The 15,711-nt window shown below is 59.7% G+C and carries 17 protein-coding genes; 14 read left to right on the forward strand and 3 right to left on the reverse strand.

What is annotated here, in order from left to right:
• Positions 1-135 precede the first annotated feature (135 nt).
• From adh to PH558_RS06885, 4 genes are all read left to right on the forward strand, one after another.
• Positions 136-1,644, forward strand: coding sequence for an aldehyde dehydrogenase (gene adh / locus PH558_RS06870; protein WP_285202936.1), 1,509 nt, complete (start codon positions 136-138; stop codon positions 1,642-1,644).
• A gap of 81 nt (positions 1,645-1,725) precedes the next feature.
• Entirely contained in the window at positions 1,726-2,118 is a 393-nt protein-coding gene (locus tag PH558_RS06875) for a DUF779 domain-containing protein (RefSeq protein WP_095437013.1), read from the forward strand.
• Between the two features lie 93 nt (positions 2,119-2,211).
• Complete coding sequence (locus PH558_RS06880) at positions 2,212-2,808, forward strand: DJ-1/PfpI family protein (RefSeq protein ID WP_285202939.1); 597 nt, start codon at positions 2,212-2,214, stop codon at positions 2,806-2,808.
• A gap of 18 nt (positions 2,809-2,826) precedes the next feature.
• A complete protein-coding gene (locus tag PH558_RS06885; RefSeq protein ID WP_004124790.1) occupies positions 2,827-3,177 on the forward strand; it encodes a ribbon-helix-helix domain-containing protein in 351 nt (116 codons plus the stop codon).
• Between the two features lie 8 nt (positions 3,178-3,185).
• Here PH558_RS06885 and PH558_RS06890 read toward each other — a convergent pair whose 3' ends face one another.
• The gene (locus tag PH558_RS06890; RefSeq protein WP_095437011.1) at positions 3,186-3,803 is read right to left on the reverse strand and encodes a TetR/AcrR family transcriptional regulator; all 618 of its coding nucleotides are present in this window, start codon (positions 3,801-3,803) and stop codon (positions 3,186-3,188) included.
• A 61-nt stretch (positions 3,804-3,864) separates the two neighbouring features.
• On the opposite strand from PH558_RS06890, the gene PH558_RS06895 reads away from it, so the two are divergent.
• From PH558_RS06895 to PH558_RS06930, 8 genes are all read left to right on the forward strand, one after another.
• Positions 3,865-4,785 (forward strand): alpha/beta hydrolase family protein, encoded by a 921-nt coding sequence (locus tag PH558_RS06895; protein WP_285202948.1) that lies wholly within the window; start codon positions 3,865-3,867, stop codon positions 4,783-4,785.
• A 140-nt stretch (positions 4,786-4,925) separates the two neighbouring features.
• Positions 4,926-5,243, forward strand: coding sequence for a zinc ribbon domain-containing protein YjdM (locus PH558_RS06900; protein WP_285202953.1), 318 nt, complete (start codon positions 4,926-4,928; stop codon positions 5,241-5,243).
• Positions 5,244-5,406: 163 nt separating this feature from the next.
• The gene (locus PH558_RS06905) at positions 5,407-6,414 is read left to right on the forward strand and encodes an aldo/keto reductase (protein ID WP_095437008.1); all 1,008 of its coding nucleotides are present in this window, start codon (positions 5,407-5,409) and stop codon (positions 6,412-6,414) included.
• Positions 6,415-6,528: 114 nt separating this feature from the next.
• Entirely contained in the window at positions 6,529-8,031 is a 1,503-nt protein-coding gene (locus PH558_RS06910; protein WP_113407475.1) for a helix-turn-helix transcriptional regulator, read from the forward strand.
• A 193-nt stretch (positions 8,032-8,224) separates the two neighbouring features.
• Positions 8,225-8,404, forward strand: coding sequence for a CsbD family protein (locus tag PH558_RS06915; RefSeq protein WP_285202955.1), 180 nt, complete (start codon positions 8,225-8,227; stop codon positions 8,402-8,404).
• Positions 8,405-8,452: 48 nt separating this feature from the next.
• Complete coding sequence (locus PH558_RS06920) at positions 8,453-8,713, forward strand: BON domain-containing protein (protein ID WP_113407476.1); 261 nt, start codon at positions 8,453-8,455, stop codon at positions 8,711-8,713.
• A gap of 78 nt (positions 8,714-8,791) precedes the next feature.
• A complete protein-coding gene (locus PH558_RS06925) occupies positions 8,792-9,307 on the forward strand; it encodes a DUF992 domain-containing protein (RefSeq protein ID WP_285202957.1) in 516 nt (171 codons plus the stop codon).
• 129 nt (positions 9,308-9,436) lie between these two features.
• A complete protein-coding gene (locus tag PH558_RS06930; RefSeq protein ID WP_285202958.1) occupies positions 9,437-10,306 on the forward strand; it encodes a PhnA-like protein in 870 nt (289 codons plus the stop codon).
• A gap of 95 nt (positions 10,307-10,401) precedes the next feature.
• Here the strand turns inward: PH558_RS06930 and katG are convergent, their stop codons facing one another.
• Positions 10,402-12,600 carry a catalase/peroxidase HPI gene (gene katG, locus PH558_RS06935; protein ID WP_285202960.1) on the reverse strand — a complete coding sequence of 733 codons (2,199 nt, stop codon included), beginning with the start codon at positions 12,598-12,600 and terminating at the stop codon, positions 10,402-10,404.
• A 341-nt stretch (positions 12,601-12,941) separates the two neighbouring features.
• Between katG and PH558_RS06940 the strand changes: the two genes are divergently transcribed.
• Positions 12,942-13,952: a hydrogen peroxide-inducible genes activator gene (locus PH558_RS06940; RefSeq protein WP_285202961.1), complete on the forward strand. Its 1,011-nt coding sequence runs from the start codon at positions 12,942-12,944 to the stop codon at positions 13,950-13,952.
• A 156-nt stretch (positions 13,953-14,108) separates the two neighbouring features.
• Positions 14,109-14,285 (forward strand): hypothetical protein, encoded by a 177-nt coding sequence (locus tag PH558_RS06945; RefSeq protein WP_168192593.1) that lies wholly within the window; start codon positions 14,109-14,111, stop codon positions 14,283-14,285.
• Positions 14,286-14,459: 174 nt separating this feature from the next.
• On the opposite strand, the gene PH558_RS06950 is transcribed toward PH558_RS06945, so the two are convergent.
• The gene (locus PH558_RS06950) at positions 14,460-15,641 is read right to left on the reverse strand and encodes a M20 aminoacylase family protein (protein WP_285202964.1); all 1,182 of its coding nucleotides are present in this window, start codon (positions 15,639-15,641) and stop codon (positions 14,460-14,462) included.
• Positions 15,642-15,711: the final 70 nt, after the last annotated feature.

A 15,711-nucleotide genomic window follows, 5' to 3' on the forward strand; every position in this document is an offset into this window, starting at 1 on the left:
GATCCGGCAGCTGTCGCAGAGTTGCGACACTGTGCGTTGCAGCATGTAAGGCGGCCCCTATCGCCTGCCGCCATATGCCCGCAGACTTCTCCCATCCGGTTCGCTTATCGAACCTGCCGACCAAGGGAGGATGGCATGTTGCATCAAAAGATCGTGGAATCTCCGTTCAAGCTGAAATACGGCAACTACATCGGCGGCCAATGGCGCGAGCCGATCGGCGGCAAGTATTTCGACAATCTCACGCCGATTAGCGGCGGCAAGATCTGCGAGATACCACGCTCCGACGAAAAGGACATCAACGCCGCGCTCGATGCCGCCCATGCGGCAAAGGACAAGTGGGGGCGGACGTCCGCCACCGAGCGCTCCAATATCCTGATGAAGATCGCCCAGCGCATGGAAGACAAGCTGGAAGTGCTGGCGCAGGCCGAAAGCTGGGATAATGGCAAGCCGATCCGCGAAACCATGGCGGCTGACATTCCGCTCGCGATCGATCATTTCCGTTACTTCGCCTCCTGCATTCGCGCCCAGGAAGGCTCGATCGGCGAGATCGACCACGATACCGTCGCCTATCATTTCCATGAGCCGCTCGGCGTCGTCGGCCAGATCATTCCCTGGAATTTCCCGATCCTGATGGCGGCATGGAAGCTTGCGCCGGCGCTTGCTGCCGGCAATTGCGTCGTCATCAAGCCGGCCGAACAGACACCGGCCTCGCTGCTCGTCTGGGCCGAGCTCGTCGGAGATCTCCTGCCGCCGGGCGTGCTCAACATCGTCAACGGCTTCGGCCTGGAGGCCGGCAAACCATTGGCGACCAGCCCGCGCATCGCCAAGATCGCCTTTACCGGTGAGACGACGACCGGCCGGCTGATCATGCAATATGCCAGCCAGAACCTCATCCCCGTCACGCTCGAGCTCGGCGGCAAGTCGCCGAACATCTTCTTTGCCGACGTCGCAGCCGAGGATGATGATTTCTTTGACAAGGCGCTCGAGGGCTTTGCGATGTTCGCGCTTAACCAGGGTGAGGTCTGCACCTGCCCCAGCCGTGCCTTGATTCAGGAGTCGGTCTACGACCGCTTCATGGAGCGGGCCGTCAAGCGTGTGGAGGCCATCAAGCAGGGCAATCCGCTTGATGCCGCGACCATGATCGGCGCCCAGGCTTCGAGCGAACAGATGGAGAAGATCCTCTCCTATCTCGATATCGGCAAGCAGGAAGGCGCCGAAGTGCTGACGGGCGGCGCGCGCGCAGATCTCGGCGGCGAGCTGTCGGGCGGATATTACATCAAGCCGACTATCTTCAAGGGTCACAACAAGATGCGTGTGTTCCAGGAGGAGATCTTCGGCCCGGTCGTCTCGGTGACGACCTTCAAGGACGAGAAGGAAGCGCTCGAAATTGCCAACGACACGCTCTATGGCCTCGGTGCCGGTGTATGGACCCGCGACGGCAATCGCGCCTATCGCTTTGGCCGTGAAATCCAGGCCGGTCGCGTCTGGACGAATTGCTATCATGCCTATCCAGCCCATGCCGCTTTCGGCGGCTACAAGCAATCGGGCATCGGACGTGAGACGCACAAGATGATGCTCGATCACTACCAGCAGACCAAGAATATGCTGGTCAGCTACAGCCCGAAGGCGCTCGGCTTCTTCTAAAGTTCTCCCAACCAAACGAACAAGGCTCCCGGCTGCGGCCGGGAGCCTTCAAGCATTTTCGGGGAGTGATGGAGGATCATCATGGATCACAGTGGATCGGCGCCGCGGGTGCTCGCGACCGACAAGGCGCTCGAGCTTATCCGCGAGATACAGCAAGACCATCCCGATATTCTGTTTCATCAGTCGGGTGGGTGCTGCGACGGCTCTTCGCCGATGTGCTATCCGGCAAGCGAATTCATGATCGGCGACAACGACGTCAAGCTCGGCGAGATCGGCGGCGTACCGGTCTATATCAGCGGCAGCCAGTTCGAAGCCTGGAAGCACACGCAGCTCATCATCGATGTCGTACCGGGACGCGGCGGCATGTTCTCGCTCGACAATGGGCGGGAGAAGCGATTTCTGACCCGTTCGCGCCTCTTCGGCGGTGGCGAAGCCTGCGCGATCCCGGACATCAGCCGCTCGCCGGCGCAATAGGCAGGGTCATAAACGGCGTGTAGTATTCGCCTAATACCCGCTATCGCAGGCGTTTTGCTAGACTGTCGTCCGTTGGTTTTGAGGGAGGATGCGATGCCAGCAGCAAAGATTCTGATGATTACCGGTGATTTCACCGAGGACTACGAGACCATGGTGCCGTTCCAGACGCTGCTTGCCTGCGGCTACACGGTTCATGCCGTCTGCCCGGGCAAGAATGCCGGCGAGACGGTCGCAACAGCCATTCATGATTTCGAAGGTGATCAGACCTATTCCGAGAAGCGCGGTCATAATTTTGCATTGAATGCGACATTCGCCAGCATCCGCGCCGAAGACTATGATGCACTCGTCATTCCGGGCGGCCGCGCGCCGGAATATCTGCGCCTGAATCCAGAGGTCATCAAGGCTGTTCAGCATTTCTTCGAGGCGGACAAGCCGGTTGCCGCCATCTGCCACGGCGCGCAATTGCTGAGTGCTGCCGGTGTCCTCAAGGGACGCACCTGCTCGGCCTATCCCGCCTGCCGTCCCGAGGTGGAGCTATCCGGCGGCACTTATGCCGACATCGCTATCAATGACGCCGTTGCCGATGGCAATCTCGTGACCGCACCGGCATGGCCGGCGCATCCGTCATGGCTGCGTCAATTCATGGCCGTGCTGGATGCCAATGCTTTGTCGGCGGCAAACGCCGCTTGAAACTTAAGGGAGACGCGCATGTGCGAATTGTTCATCAAGGCCGATGCTAGGCTCTGGGAAAGCACCACGCGTTCCCTGCGCATCGACGGTATGGTGACCAGCGTCCGGCTGGAAAATTTCTTCTGGTCGAAGCTGGAGGAAATTGCCCGGCGTGACGGCATGAACGTGGTGCAGCTCATTACCAAGCTGCACCATGAGTCGATCGACGCCGGCCACGATCTCGGCAATTTCACATCGTTCCTGCGGGTCTGCTGCGCACGCTATCTCGACCTGCAGCTTGCCGGCGATATTTCCAGCGATCTTTCCCAGCCGATCGCTGGTGTGGACGCACCCGCCATCCTCGGTCGCGAGCGCCTGAAGTATCATTGAGCGTATTGCTATGCAGCGCCCGAGAGCCGGTTCTCGGACGCCTTTGCATCCGACAATCGTTCGGCAATCAGCCGTGCCGCCGCATCAGCAGCGGTTTCCATGTAGCTCGGATCGCGATGGAGCAGGACCACCGCAAAGGAACCGTCGAGGAGCAGCATGATCTGGCGCGCGAGCGGCAGGGCATTGTTGCCTGCACCCGCCTCCATAAAGACCGATCCCAGCCACTCCTCAACGCGTTTCTTGTGAGCGCGCGCCGCAACCAACGCGGGATGGCCGGGAAGGTTGATGAGTTCCACCGAAGTCCGCAAAAAACCACAGCCCTTCCATTTGGTGCTGCGCGCCGATTGCCCCAGCTGGCGGAAAATGCCGGCAACCTTTTCTGAAATGTCGCCTTCGGTTTCTTCGAACCAGCGTTTGAAGAAGGCAAGGTTCGGCTCGTCGCGCGCCTGCAGATGGGCGGCGATCAGATCGTCCTTGCTGCGGAAATGATAATAGAGCGTGCGCTTGGTGACGCCCGCTTTCTCTGCGATGGCGTCGACGCTGATCGCGCGGATGCCGTCGCTGTGGAAGAGCTTTGCGGCGGCCTGAAGAATGCGCTCGCGTGTCGGCAGGGAACTGTCTCTCATGGCTCAATGTATACCGGGTAGTGAATATACACAACGCGGCGATCGTTCCATCTTGACGCCCATGAGCCAGCAACCTCGACCATCCTTGAATGAAAGCAGTCTTTCGATTTCCATCCCCTGCCGGGATGGCGTCGTTCTCGGTGGCCACCTTTGGCTGGCGGAGAAGAAAAGGCCAGAAGGTAGCGTCATCATCAATCCGGCCACCGGGGTTCTCGCGCGCTATTATCACCGCTATGCGCAATTTCTGGCGCGGCATGGGTTCGATGTCCTGACCTTCGATTATCGGGGCATCGGCCAGTCGCGCCCGCAACTGCTGCGTCGATCCCGTTATCGGTGGCGGGATTGGGGCGAGCAGGATTTCGATGCCGCGCTTCGGCTGATGACCGATCACCGCCGCAACGGTCCGCTTTTGGTGGTGGGTCATAGCGTCGGCGGATTCCTGCCGGGATTGGCTGAGAATGCTCCGGAGATCGACAGGATGCTGACGGTCGGAGCTCAATATGCCTGGTGGGGCGATTACATGCCCAGCAGGCGGGCCGCTCTATTCCTCAAATGGCATGTCGCTATGCCTGCGATGACTGCGCTCTGCGGCTATTTCCCGGGCCGGCGGCTTGGCTGGCTGGAGGATCTGCCGAAAGGCGTGGCAAACGAGTGGAGCTTTCGTGGCCCCAGGTTCGAGCGCAGCCATCCTGTGGGCGAGAGGTGGGAGGTGCTGCGGCGAATGAGCGCCGTCAAAGCATCGATCCTGGCCGTTGCGGTTTCGGACGACGAGCTTGGCACCGTACCGGCAATTCGCCGCACACTGAATTATTATACCGGCGCGCAATGCCAGCCGGTGCTGCTCCGTCCGGCTGATTTCGGTCGGGATGCAATCGGCCATTTCGGCCTCTTTCACGATAGCCATGCTGCCGGTTTCTGGGTCGATACGCTGTCGTGGCTTCGGGAGGGCCGTAATCCCTGGCCGGCAGCCGAGCTGAAATAGCAAAGCCGAGTGTCCGCATCGGCTCCTCGCTCCGTGCTTGTTGCATGGGATGATTGTCTCGGGTAGATGCCGTTCACAGATCGTGAATGAGATGAAAGCCAGGCATTTGCCGGCTTTGGAATGCTCAGGAAACTTGCAGAATGGAGTTTGGCGTGACCAGCCAAAATGACGAATATATCTATGACGAAGTGACCGGCGAGTGGCGACCTGCTGCGGAGATGGCAGCGGCTGCCGCCGCCACGGAGCTTGTCGTTCACGATGCAAGCGGCAACGTGCTTGCCGATGGCGACTCCGTCACCCTCATCAAGGATCTGAAAGTGAAGGGCGCCAATCAGACTTTGAAGCAGGGTACCGTTATCAAGTCGATTCGGCTGACCGACAATCCCGAAGAAGTCGATTGCCGTTACGACGGGATCAAGGGTTTGGTTCTTCGCACCGAGTTCATACGCAAGCGCTAGAACTGTTCCTCACTCTTCGCAATTGCAAAATTGAACGATATCGGGCCGATTATCCGGATTCCCGAATTGTAAAATTGGAAATTGGTGCTTATCTCCTTTGCTGGATGCTTTTACATAACCTACACGGGTATGTAACGGTTGCAGGCCGGCTGGGGGATTATGCATGCATCTTGAAGACTATGCCGCACTCGGCCGCTCGGAGTTGCGCGTCAGTCCGCTTGCGCTCGGGACCATGACTTTCGATAAGGGGTTCATCCGGCATTCGCATGAAAATCAGCCTGCGGCGATCCTGACGCGCTATCTCGAACTCGGTGGCAATTATCTGGATACAGGCAATGGAGCGATGAAAGCGGGCGGCCAGACGGTCGTCGGCAGTTATGTCGCACAAAACTCGATCCAGCGCGATCGTCTTGTCATCGCCGCCAAATTCGATGTCGCGCGACATGGAGAAAGGCTTGGCCGCAAAGCCGTGATCGACGGCTTCGAGGAGACCCTTCGTCGGCTGCGTACCGACTATCTCGACCTCTATTGGCTGAACAATTGGGACATACAGGCGCCTTTGGAAGAAATGCTGGAGGCGCTCCACGATCTCGTTCAGTCAGGAAAGCTGCGTTATTTCGGCATTTCAGATACGCCGGCCTGGAAGGTGGCGCATGCCCATCTCCTGTCGCAGTCCAACGGCTGGGCTCCATTCATCGGTTTGCAGATCGAATATTCGCTTGCCGCACGGCTATTTGAAATCGAGCTCATTCCCTTGGCACGCGGCCTGGGGCTTGGCGTCGTCTCGCATTCGCCATTGAGCGGCGGCCTCATCAGCGGCCGATATACGCGTGCCAACAATACGGGCGCAAGAACAGCACATGCAGCGCAATTGGCGCAAAGGCCCGACGAGCAGGATCTTGAAATCGTCGACGCCCTGTTCCGCGTTGCCGATGAACTCGGTACGACAGCCGCACGCGTCGCCCTTGCCTGGGCAATGGCGCGCCTTGGCGTATCTTCGACGATTATCGGCGTCCATACACTGGAACAGCTCAATGAGGATATGGGTGCGCTCGAAGTCCGGCTTTCGCCCGAACAGACGGCGACGCTGGATGCGCTTACGATCCCCAATCCCGTCATTGCCCTGCCGCTGTCGTTGCAGAATGTCGCGCCCTTGTCCTGTGTAGACTGAGGAACGGCCTCAGGCCGTTTTCCGGCTGGCACCGGCATGTGCTGTCGTCGCAATCGCTTCTCTTATCGGCTGGCCTTCCTATCTAAATCGCCAGTCGTCCATATGAGGCATTGCATGAGCGATGGAATACAGCCGCCGAACGTGAACCGAAACGTCTTGCGCGAACTCGTTGCCGGGTTGAGCGACGGCATCATCCTGCTCGATCCCGAGGGAGAGATTTCCTGGGCAAACAGTGCTGCATTGCAGATGCACAGAATCTCGACCATCGAGGAGCTGGGCGGCGATGCGGCGGGCTACAGGCAGGCTTTCACGCTGCGCTACCGCAACAACCATCTGCTGGAGGAGGGGCAATACCCGATCGAGCGCCTGTTGAAGGGCGAAACGGTCGAGGAGGTGACTGTCGAAATATCGCCCGTTGCCGATCTGGATCTCGTCTGGGTTCACACGGTTCGCAGCCTGGTCATTGCCGATGCCGGCGCCCGTCCGGATGTGCTTGCCCTTATCATTCGCGACGAGACGCCGCTATTTGAGGCGGAGGAGCGTTTCGAGAGAGCGTTCAATGCCAATCCGGCGCCCGGTTTGATCTGCCGCCTCGACGACCTTCGCTTCATCCGGGTCAACCAGGGTTTCGTCGAAATGACGAACTATGCCAAGGAAGATGTCATCGGGAAGTCCGTGGATGAAATGGGTCTGTTTGCCAACTGCGATACGGGCGAGGATGCGTTGGCGAAGCTTGTGGAAGGCCGATTGATCCGCCAGCGCGAGGCGTTGATCCCTTTGCCCGATAGTGGCGACCGGCTCGTTGTCGTCGCCGGCGAGCCCATCGCGGTCGGCGAGGAGGCCTGCATGTTGTTCACCTTTGCCGATCTCGACGCACGAAGAAAGGCGCAGAATGCACTGCGTCAGAGTGAGGAGCGCTTTTCGAAATCATTCCGGCTTTCACCGGCGCCGGCGGCCATTTCGCGCCTCGACGATTTCGTCTTCACCGAGGTCAACGACGCCTTCCTGCAGCTTTGCGGCTACAGCTTGGAGGAGGTCATCGGCAAGGCGGCGGGCGAGCTGCGCCTCTGGGGCGAGGTCGCCGCCCGGCGGGCGATGGAGCGCAAACTGGTCGACAACATCCCGCTTCGCGACGAGCTGATGCGGATGACGCAAAAGGGCGGCGGCGTTGCGGATTGCCTGGTCTCTGCCGAGCGTGTCGAGATCAACGACCAACAATGTGTCATCTGGTCATTGCAGGATGTTACCGAGCGCAGGCGCAGCGAAGCCGAACTGATCGAAGCCATCGAAAGCGTGATGGCCGACACCTCTTGGTTCAGCCGCTCGGTTGTCGATCGGCTCGCGACCCTGCGGCAGGTGTCGAATGGAAAGGTGCCCTCGGCGCAGCTTCTCGATCTCAGCGACCGCGAAAGGGAGATCCTGGCCTTGATTTGCCGAGGTCAAAGCGATGCGGAAATGAGCGAGACACTGCACCTCTCTAGAAATACCATCCGCAACCATGTTGCATCGCTCTATGCGAAGATCGGCGTCAACCGACGCTCGGCGGCTGTGATCTGGGCCAGAGAGCGCGGCTTCACCGGTTTGCCGACGGCCTCGAAGGGGAAGAAGTCGAAATAGACTTGGGCTTTCTGCTTTCAGCCGGCGCCGCCGGTGCACGGAGGCACATCGCAGCCTAAAAAGGCTATTTTCTACTAACGCGAATAGTAGATTCTGCTCTGCAAGGGCGTCCATTGCCGCCCTAATTCATTGTTCATGGCTTCGGCCGATGCCGATGCCTCCTCTTTTGAAACAAAGCTCAAGGAGATCAGAAATGGACAAGAATCGCATCAAAGGCGCAGTCAAGGAAGCAAGCGGCTCTATCAAGAAGGCTGCAGGCAAGCTGACCGGCAATGACAGGCTCCAGGCGGAAGGCGCAGCCGAAAAGGTCGAAGGAAAGATCCAGGCCAAGGTCGGCAAGGCCAAGGACGCTATCAAGAACGCGCTTCGCTAAAGCTTTTCTGCTTGCGAAACATGCTCCCGCGATTTGTCGAGGCTTCCGATGCTTTTTCTAGCCAACCTGTCATCGCTGACGACATCGTCTGATAGCTGCGCAACCTGCGCGGCTATCCGCTGCTTGATCGCTTATGCCGAAGGGCTCGAAGACTCGCATATCGAGGTTGCCGCGACGGAGGGTACAATTGTCCTGTCAGGCATTGCGTCGTCCGACGAAGCTCGTGCGCAGGCACTCGATATTGCCGGCGAATATGCCGGAATTCGCATCATCAACAACATAGTCATCCGCGCCGATCGGGGATCGTGAGATCCGCTCGAACCGGCGCTTAGCCACACGAATGCAGGCCGGAGAGACGGCTGCACTCAAGCTCCTGAAGGAGAAATCATGAAAAGATTGCTCATTGTGGCCGCGACCATTTCCGTTGCCTTTGCCTCGGTTGCCGCCGCTGCTAGCATCCATCATCCGAAGAAGAAATCGTCAGAGATCGCCTCCCAACCGAAGGAGCGTCTCGGCACGCTCTCCTGCGAAGTCGCAGGCGGCGTCGGAATGATCCTTGGCTCCAGCAAGAAGGTCAGCTGCACCTTCAAGCAGCGCAGCGGCAAGGTCGAGCGCTATGCCGGGACGATCGGCAAGCTCGGGATCGATGTTGGGATCACCGGCAAGAGCTATCTGAGCTGGATCGTGGTGAATACCGCTCCGACCCGTATCAGGGACGGCGCTCTGGCCGGCACCTATGTCGGAGCCTCGGCAGGCGCTTCCGTCGGCTTGGGTCTCGGCGCCAATGTCCTGATCGGCGGCAATGCCAAGAATTTTGCCCTCCAGCCGCTGAGCGCGGAGGCCGGTACTGGCCTCAACGTGGCGGCGGGCGTCTCGCGCCTGCAGTTGAGCCCTGCCAGCTGACAGGCGCCGGCAACGGCGACGCCATCCACAGACGCGCCGTTGCCACCTCCATGGTCATTATTAATTCAAAAAATCAGCGGGTCAGCAGATTGCGACCCGCTCCTATAAACTCGTCGCGAGGTCAGTTCCGTGAGTGAATCCGTCAGCTACAATCCCCCTTTCACGACATCCGAAGATATGCCGATCATGCGCCGAACATCCTGGGGCGCGATCCTTGCGGCGAGCGCGGTGGCGCTTGCCGTGCAGATTGTGCTTAGCCTTTTGGGCATCGGCATCGGCGCAGCCATCGTCAATCCTGGCGGTGGCCAGAATGCGCCCAGCCTCACGGCCTCGCTTTCCGGCGCCGCCTGGTTCATCGGTTCAGGCCTGATTGCGTCCTTCGTCGGCGGTTATATCGCAAGCCGGCTTTCGCGATCAATCTCGACCACGATCGGAAGCCTGCATGGGATTGCCTCCTGGGCGGTCTCGACCCTGATTGTCATCTATCTGCTGACGACATCGATCGGAACCGTGGTTGGCGGTGCTTTCAGCGGAGTAACCGAGCTCCTGTCCGGTGCTGGTAAGACAGTTCATACAGTAGCGGTCGGCGCTGCGCCGGCTATGGGCAACATGCCCAATCCCATTGATGCGATCGAGGAGCAGATCCGCAACAGCGGCAATGACCCGCAGGCATTGCGCCAGACGGCGGCCGTCTCCGTTCAAGCCGTGTTGACCGGCGATCCTGCCAAGGCCGATGAGGCACGCGCCCGTGCCGCGGACGCTTTGGCTCGCGCGCAGAATATTCCGGTCGATCAGGCGAAGAACGAGGTGGCTCAATACGAGCAGCAGTACCATCAGGCCATCGATAAAGCCAAGGCTCAAGCTGTTCAGGCAGCCGCGATTGCCGCGAAGCTTGTCTCGGCCGGAGCTTTCGTCGCCTGCTTTGCTCTTGTGCTCGCAATCGCGGCCGCTTGGGTCGGTGCCATCTGGGCCGCTGCCGCCAATCGCGATGGGTATTAGGCGGGAGAAAGCCGCCCCGCTTCGGAAGCGTTGTGAAAGACATGATCCAGGCGCGGCCTGAAGCAAGCCGCGCCCGGATTATAATTCAGCTCACATCAAGCGATGTCGAAGCGGTCGGCGTTCATGACCTTGGTCCATGCCGCAACGAAGTCTTGGACGAACTTCTTCTCAGCATCGGACTGGCCGTAGACTTCGGCGATCGCGCGCAGCTGCGAGTTGGAGCCGAAAACGAGATCGACGCGCGTCGCGGTCCATTTCACGTCGCCGGTTGCGCGATCGCGACCCTCGAAGACGTCCTTGGCATCCGAAACGGCCTTCCACTCCGTGCCCATGTCGAGCAGGTTCACGAAGAAGTCGTTGGTCAGCGTTTCCGGACGCTTGGTGAAGACGCCGTGCTGGCTCTGGCCGACATTGGCGTTCAGTACGCGCAGACCGCCGATGAGGGCGGTCATTTCCGGCGCCGTCAGCGTCAGCAGCTGTGCCTTGTCGATCAGCAGCTCTTCGGAAGAGACGGTGTAGGCCTGCCGCTGGTAGTTGCGGAAGCCATCGACGATCGGTTCGAGAACGGCGAAGGCCTCGACATCGGTTTGTTCCTGCGTCGCATCAGTACGGCCCGGAGCAAACGGTACGACCACGTCATGGCCAGCTTTCTTAGCAGCCTGTTCGATAGCGACCGAGCCGCCGAGAACGATGAGATCGGCAAGCGATACCGTCTTGCCGGTGGTCTGAGCATCATTGAACTTCTTCTGGATGCCTTCGAGCGTCGCCAGCACGGAAGCGAGCTGGGCCGGCTGGTTGGCCTCCCAATCCTTCTGCGGAGCAAGACGGATGCGAGCGCCGTTTGCACCGCCGCGCTTGTCGGAGCCGCGGAAGGTCGAAGCCGAAGCCCAGGCGGTCGAAACCAGCTGCGGGATGGTGAGACCCGATACAGCAATCTCGGCCTTGAGGGCGGCGACATCGCTGGGATCGATCGATGCGGGACCGGCAGCCGGGATTGGATCCTGCCAGATGAGCTCTTCGCTCGGCACTTCCGGGCCGAGATAACGGACGCGCGGACCCATATCGCGATGGGTCAGCTTGAACCATGCGCGGGCGAAGGCATCGGCGAACTCATCCGGATTTTCGAAGAAGCGGCGGGAAATCTTCTCATAGGCCGGATCGAAGCGCAGGGCGAGGTCGGTCGTCAGCATGGCAGGAGCGTGTCGCTTGGACTTGTCGTGCGCGTCCGGGATCGAGCCGGCACCAGCACCATGCTTCGGCACCCACTGATGGGCACCGGCCGGGCTCTTCGTCAGTTCCCATTCATAGCCGAACAGGTTCCAGAAGAAATTGTTGCTCCACTTGGTCGGTGTCGAGGTCCAGGTGACTTCGAGGCCGCTGCCGATCGTGTCACCGCCCTTGCCAGTGCCGAAGCTATTCTTCCAGCCGAGGCCTTGTTCTTCGATGCCGGCTGCTTCTGGCTCAGGTCCGACATGGGCCGCATCGCCTGCGCCATGGGTCTTGCCGAAAGTATGGCCGCCGGCGATGAGGGCGACGGTTTCTTCGTCGTTCATCGCCATGCGGGCGAAGGTCTCGCGGATGTCGCGTGCGGCTGCAAGCGGGTCCGGATTGCCGTTCGGTCCTTCAGGATTGACGTAGATGAGACCCATCTGCACGGCTGCGAGCGGGTTTTCCAGATCGCGATCGCCGCTGTAGCGCTTGTCGCCGAGCCAGGTATCTTCCGCGCCCCAGTAAATGTCTTCTTCCGGCTCCCAGACATCCTCGCGACCGCCGCCGAAGCCGAAGGTCTTGAAGCCCATGGATTCCAGCGCGACGTTCCCGGTCAGGACCAGCAGGTCGGCCCAGGAGATGCTGTTGCCGTATTTCTGCTTGATCGGCCAGAGGAGACGGCGAGCCTTGTCGAGGTTGACGTTATCCGGCCAGCTGTTGAGCGGAGCGAAACGCTGCGTGCCGGAGGAGGCGCCGCCGCGGCCGTCGCCCGTGCGGTAGGTACCGGCGCTATGCCAGGCCATGCGGATGAAGAGCGGACCGTAATGACCAAAGTCGGCTGGCCACCAATCCTGCGAATCGGTCATAAGGGCGGTGAGGTCCTTCTTAAGGGCCTCCAGGTCGAGCTTCTTGAATTCCTCGGCGTAGTTGAATGCCTTCCCCATCGGGCTGGAAAGCGCCGAATTCTGGTGAAGAATCCGAAGGTTCAGCTGATTCGGCCACCAGTCCCGGTTCGAACGTGCGGAAACGCTCGTGTTTCCATGCGGAAACGGACATTTGCCGGCAGTTTCGACTTTTGTATCCATGATACTCTCCCTTACGATGATTTGATTTGTGACGACCGGAGAAGGAGCTTTGCCAGCCCGCCGGGAAATGGCCCGGTTCCAAATTGGGTATGGCAGCGACATGTCAGACGCATGAATCTCTCGTTATTCTGGCCTCGCGTGAAACGGAGACGTGGAAGCAGGCAAAGCTTGGGTCCCCCTGCCTTCCGACCGGCCCGTGCATCGATGAACTGGACGCAGTCAATGCTCTCATATGAGCTTCGTATGACAGGCGGCCGCATCTCATCTCTGCCGCGGCACTATAGCCAAGCCTTTCCATTAATTTAAGTTGGATTTCCTGATTGACGCGATAAGATGCGCTTATGGCAAACTTTACGCTCAAACAGCTTCGCTATTTCGAAGCGCTGGCTCGGCTCGGCCACTTCGGACGTGCGGCCGATCTATGCGCGATCTCTCAGCCCGCTTTGTCGATGCAGATCAAGGAACTGGAGGAGCAGCTCGGCACGGACCTCTTCGAAAGAGGCGCGCGCCAGGTCCGACTGACCAATTTCGGGGAGGCCTTCGCGATTCGCGTCCGCGACATCCTGCGCTCCGTCGACGAGCTGGGAGATCTTGCCCGCGCATCGCACAATCAGCCCGTGGGTCGGCTGAGGATCGGTATCATCCCGACGGTCGCGCCCTATCTTTTGCCGAGCATCATCGGCAACCTCACCCGTATTTATGAGGGGCTTGATATCCATGTGCGCGAGACCCTGACCTCGAAGCTGGTCGAGGAGCTGGAGGAGGGGAGGCTGGATACGGCGATCGTCGCTTTGCCGATCTCCGAAACATCGCTCACTGAAGTGCCGCTGTTTGCGGAAAATTTCGTTCTGGTGCGGCCAAGTGAAGACGAGGGCAAGCCAGTGCCCAACCGCGAGGCGCTTCGCGAAATGCGGCTGCTGCTGCTGGAGGAAGGGCACTGCTTCCGCGATCAGGCGCTCTCCTTCTGCAACATCCATTCAGCCCTGCCGCGGGAGCTGATGGACGGCAGCTCGCTGTCGACGCTGGTGCAGATGGTCAGCGCCGGCATCGGCGTCACCTTGATACCAGAGATGGCGGTAGTCGTGGAAACCCGCTCGGCCTCGGTGTCGACGGTGCGCTTCCAAAGCCCGCAGCCCTCACGCACCATCGGCATGATCTGGCGCAGGACGAGCCCTCTGGCCAAGCAGCTCTTGCAGATTTCCGAAGTGGTTCGTGAGGCGGCCAATGCCATGCGCGAACAACATGATTCGTTCTGGCGCGCGCAAGATCTGGAGCTTGAAAGCCGATTGCAACCGCCGGCTGCTCGCCAAGCTCGCCCTAGTGCCGTGGATGACCCGGCTTTGCGCCCGTAGGCTCGGCAGCTCGCATTAACGCTCTTGGAAACTTTTCCACAGTAGGCGCTATTTCAAACGATTGAAAATATTTTAATCGTTTAAATATTTTAATACCTTGATTTACAAAGAAACTCCTCCATGTCATGCCAGTAACGCATGACAATGGAGGTCGTGATGCAAGAGCTTGAAAGCGTAAGAAATGAAATTCCTACGTATGTCATTGATCGCCTCGAAAATGAGTGGCGGGTAATGCAGACTCAGAATGTGCAGCTGGAAACCGGGCTGGGGACTGAAACGCCTGCAAATACAGCGCCTGCAACGGGCGATAGTCTCGGATCCCTCGATAAGTAGTATTTATAAAAGCAGGAATCGCACCGTGTTCACAGGTCTTGCGGCGCTGTTGAGAGCATCGCATTCCGCCTTTTTCTATGACATCCAGAAAACGGGCCAGCCCCGGCTTATTGCCAGGGCTGTTATTTAATCGTGGCGGCGCCGGCTCCTCGTGCGATCGAGATAAGACCTGGTTCAGCCGTCGAGATAACGCTCGGTCAGACGTGCCCACATAGCCGCACCGACGGTGAGGCTTTCATCGGCGAAATCATACTTGGCGCTGTGGAGGATGGCTGAGTTCAAGCCATTGCCGAGGCGCAGGAAGCTGCCGGGCTTATGCTCCAGGTAGTGGGAGAAATCCTCGCTGCCGGGGATCAGGCCGCAGGTGCTGACCTTCTCAGCGCCGACAAGTTCCTCGGCAACCATCCGCGCGAATTCCGTTTCCTTCTCGGAATTGACGACGACTGGATGGCCGTGGACGTAGTCGATCTCGGCGCTCGCGCCATAGCCGTCTGCGATGGAGGCCGTCAGCTTGCGAATGCGGGCTTCAAGCAGCTCGCGCACCTTCGGATCGAAGGAGCGGACGGTGAGCAGCATCTTCGCGCTCTCCGGAATGACGTTCGAAGCTTCGCCGGCGTGGATGGCGCCGACGGTCACGACAGCCGTCTGCGTCGGGTCGACGCTGCGCGCAACGATCGTCTGCAAACTGACGACGAGGTTGCAGGCGACAACCACCGGGTCGATGGTCAGATGCGGGCGCGAGGCATGGCCGCCCTTGCCTGTGATGGTGATTTCAACTGTGTCGGCGGCGGCCATCAGCGGGCCGGAGCGTAACAGCCAGGTGCCTTCCGGCGCGCTGGGGTGATTGTGGAGCCCGTAAATGACATCGAAGGGAAAGCGTTCGAACAGCCCGTCCTTGATCATCGCCGGAGCGCCACTCACCGCGCCGGCCTCCTCGGCCGGCTGGAAGATCAGGTTCACAGTGCCGTTGAAGCGGCGGGTGCGGGCGAGATATTCGGCAGCCCCGAGCAATATGGTGGTGTGGCCGTCATGGCCGCAGGCATGCATCTTGCCCGGCGTTTTGCTGGCATAGGGGACGTCCGTCTGCTCAGTGATCGGCAGGGCGTCCATGTCGGCGCGGATCGCGATGCTCTTCTTGCCGGCACCGACCGTCATGCGCGCGACGACGCCGTGGCCGCCGACATTGCGGGTGACCTCGTAGCCCCAAGCCTCCAGCTTTTCAGCGACGAAACGTGCGGTTTCCGCTTCCTCGAAAGAAAGCTCGGGATTGGCGTGCAGATGCTGGCGGATGCCCGTCAGTTCGGCCTTCATCGGTTCGAAATCGGAGAGGCGGGCGAAATCGTTGTCGAGGGTCATGGCTATTCCAATGGTTCGCTTGAGCCGCCATTCGCCATAGAGCGTGCGGGCTTCACTGATGATAGGTGTA

It is taken from the genome of Rhizobium pantanalense, from assembly GCF_030182525.1.
GTDB lineage: Bacteria > Pseudomonadota > Alphaproteobacteria > Rhizobiales > Rhizobiaceae > Rhizobium.

Coding starts and splice junctions, on each gene's coding strand:
- PH558_RS06900 (WP_285202953.1), top strand. CDS start 4,926: ATGGAGTTTGGCGTGACCAGCCAAAATGACGAATATATCTATGACGAA.
- PH558_RS06915 (WP_285202955.1), top strand. CDS start 8,225: ATGGACAAGAATCGCATCAAAGGCGCAGTCAAGGAAGCAAGCGGCTCT.
- PH558_RS06885 (WP_004124790.1), top strand. CDS start 2,827: ATGTGCGAATTGTTCATCAAGGCCGATGCTAGGCTCTGGGAAAGCACC.
- PH558_RS06925 (WP_285202957.1), top strand. CDS start 8,792: ATGAAAAGATTGCTCATTGTGGCCGCGACCATTTCCGTTGCCTTTGCC.
- PH558_RS06890 (WP_095437011.1), bottom strand. CDS start 3,803: ATGAGAGACAGTTCCCTGCCGACACGCGAGCGCATTCTTCAGGCCGCC.
- PH558_RS06920 (WP_113407476.1), top strand. CDS start 8,453: ATGCTTTTTCTAGCCAACCTGTCATCGCTGACGACATCGTCTGATAGC.
- PH558_RS06875 (WP_095437013.1), top strand. CDS start 1,726: ATGGATCACAGTGGATCGGCGCCGCGGGTGCTCGCGACCGACAAGGCG.
- PH558_RS06910 (WP_113407475.1), top strand. CDS start 6,529: ATGAGCGATGGAATACAGCCGCCGAACGTGAACCGAAACGTCTTGCGC.
- PH558_RS06940 (WP_285202961.1), top strand. CDS start 12,942: ATGGCAAACTTTACGCTCAAACAGCTTCGCTATTTCGAAGCGCTGGCT.
- katG (WP_285202960.1), bottom strand. CDS start 12,600: ATGGATACAAAAGTCGAAACTGCCGGCAAATGTCCGTTTCCGCATGGA.
- PH558_RS06945 (WP_168192593.1), top strand. CDS start 14,109: ATGCAAGAGCTTGAAAGCGTAAGAAATGAAATTCCTACGTATGTCATT.
- PH558_RS06895 (WP_285202948.1), top strand. CDS start 3,865: ATGAGCCAGCAACCTCGACCATCCTTGAATGAAAGCAGTCTTTCGATT.
- PH558_RS06905 (WP_095437008.1), top strand. CDS start 5,407: ATGCATCTTGAAGACTATGCCGCACTCGGCCGCTCGGAGTTGCGCGTC.
- adh (WP_285202936.1), top strand. CDS start 136: ATGTTGCATCAAAAGATCGTGGAATCTCCGTTCAAGCTGAAATACGGC.
- PH558_RS06880 (WP_285202939.1), top strand. CDS start 2,212: ATGCCAGCAGCAAAGATTCTGATGATTACCGGTGATTTCACCGAGGAC.
- PH558_RS06950 (WP_285202964.1), bottom strand. CDS start 15,641: ATGACCCTCGACAACGATTTCGCCCGCCTCTCCGATTTCGAACCGATG.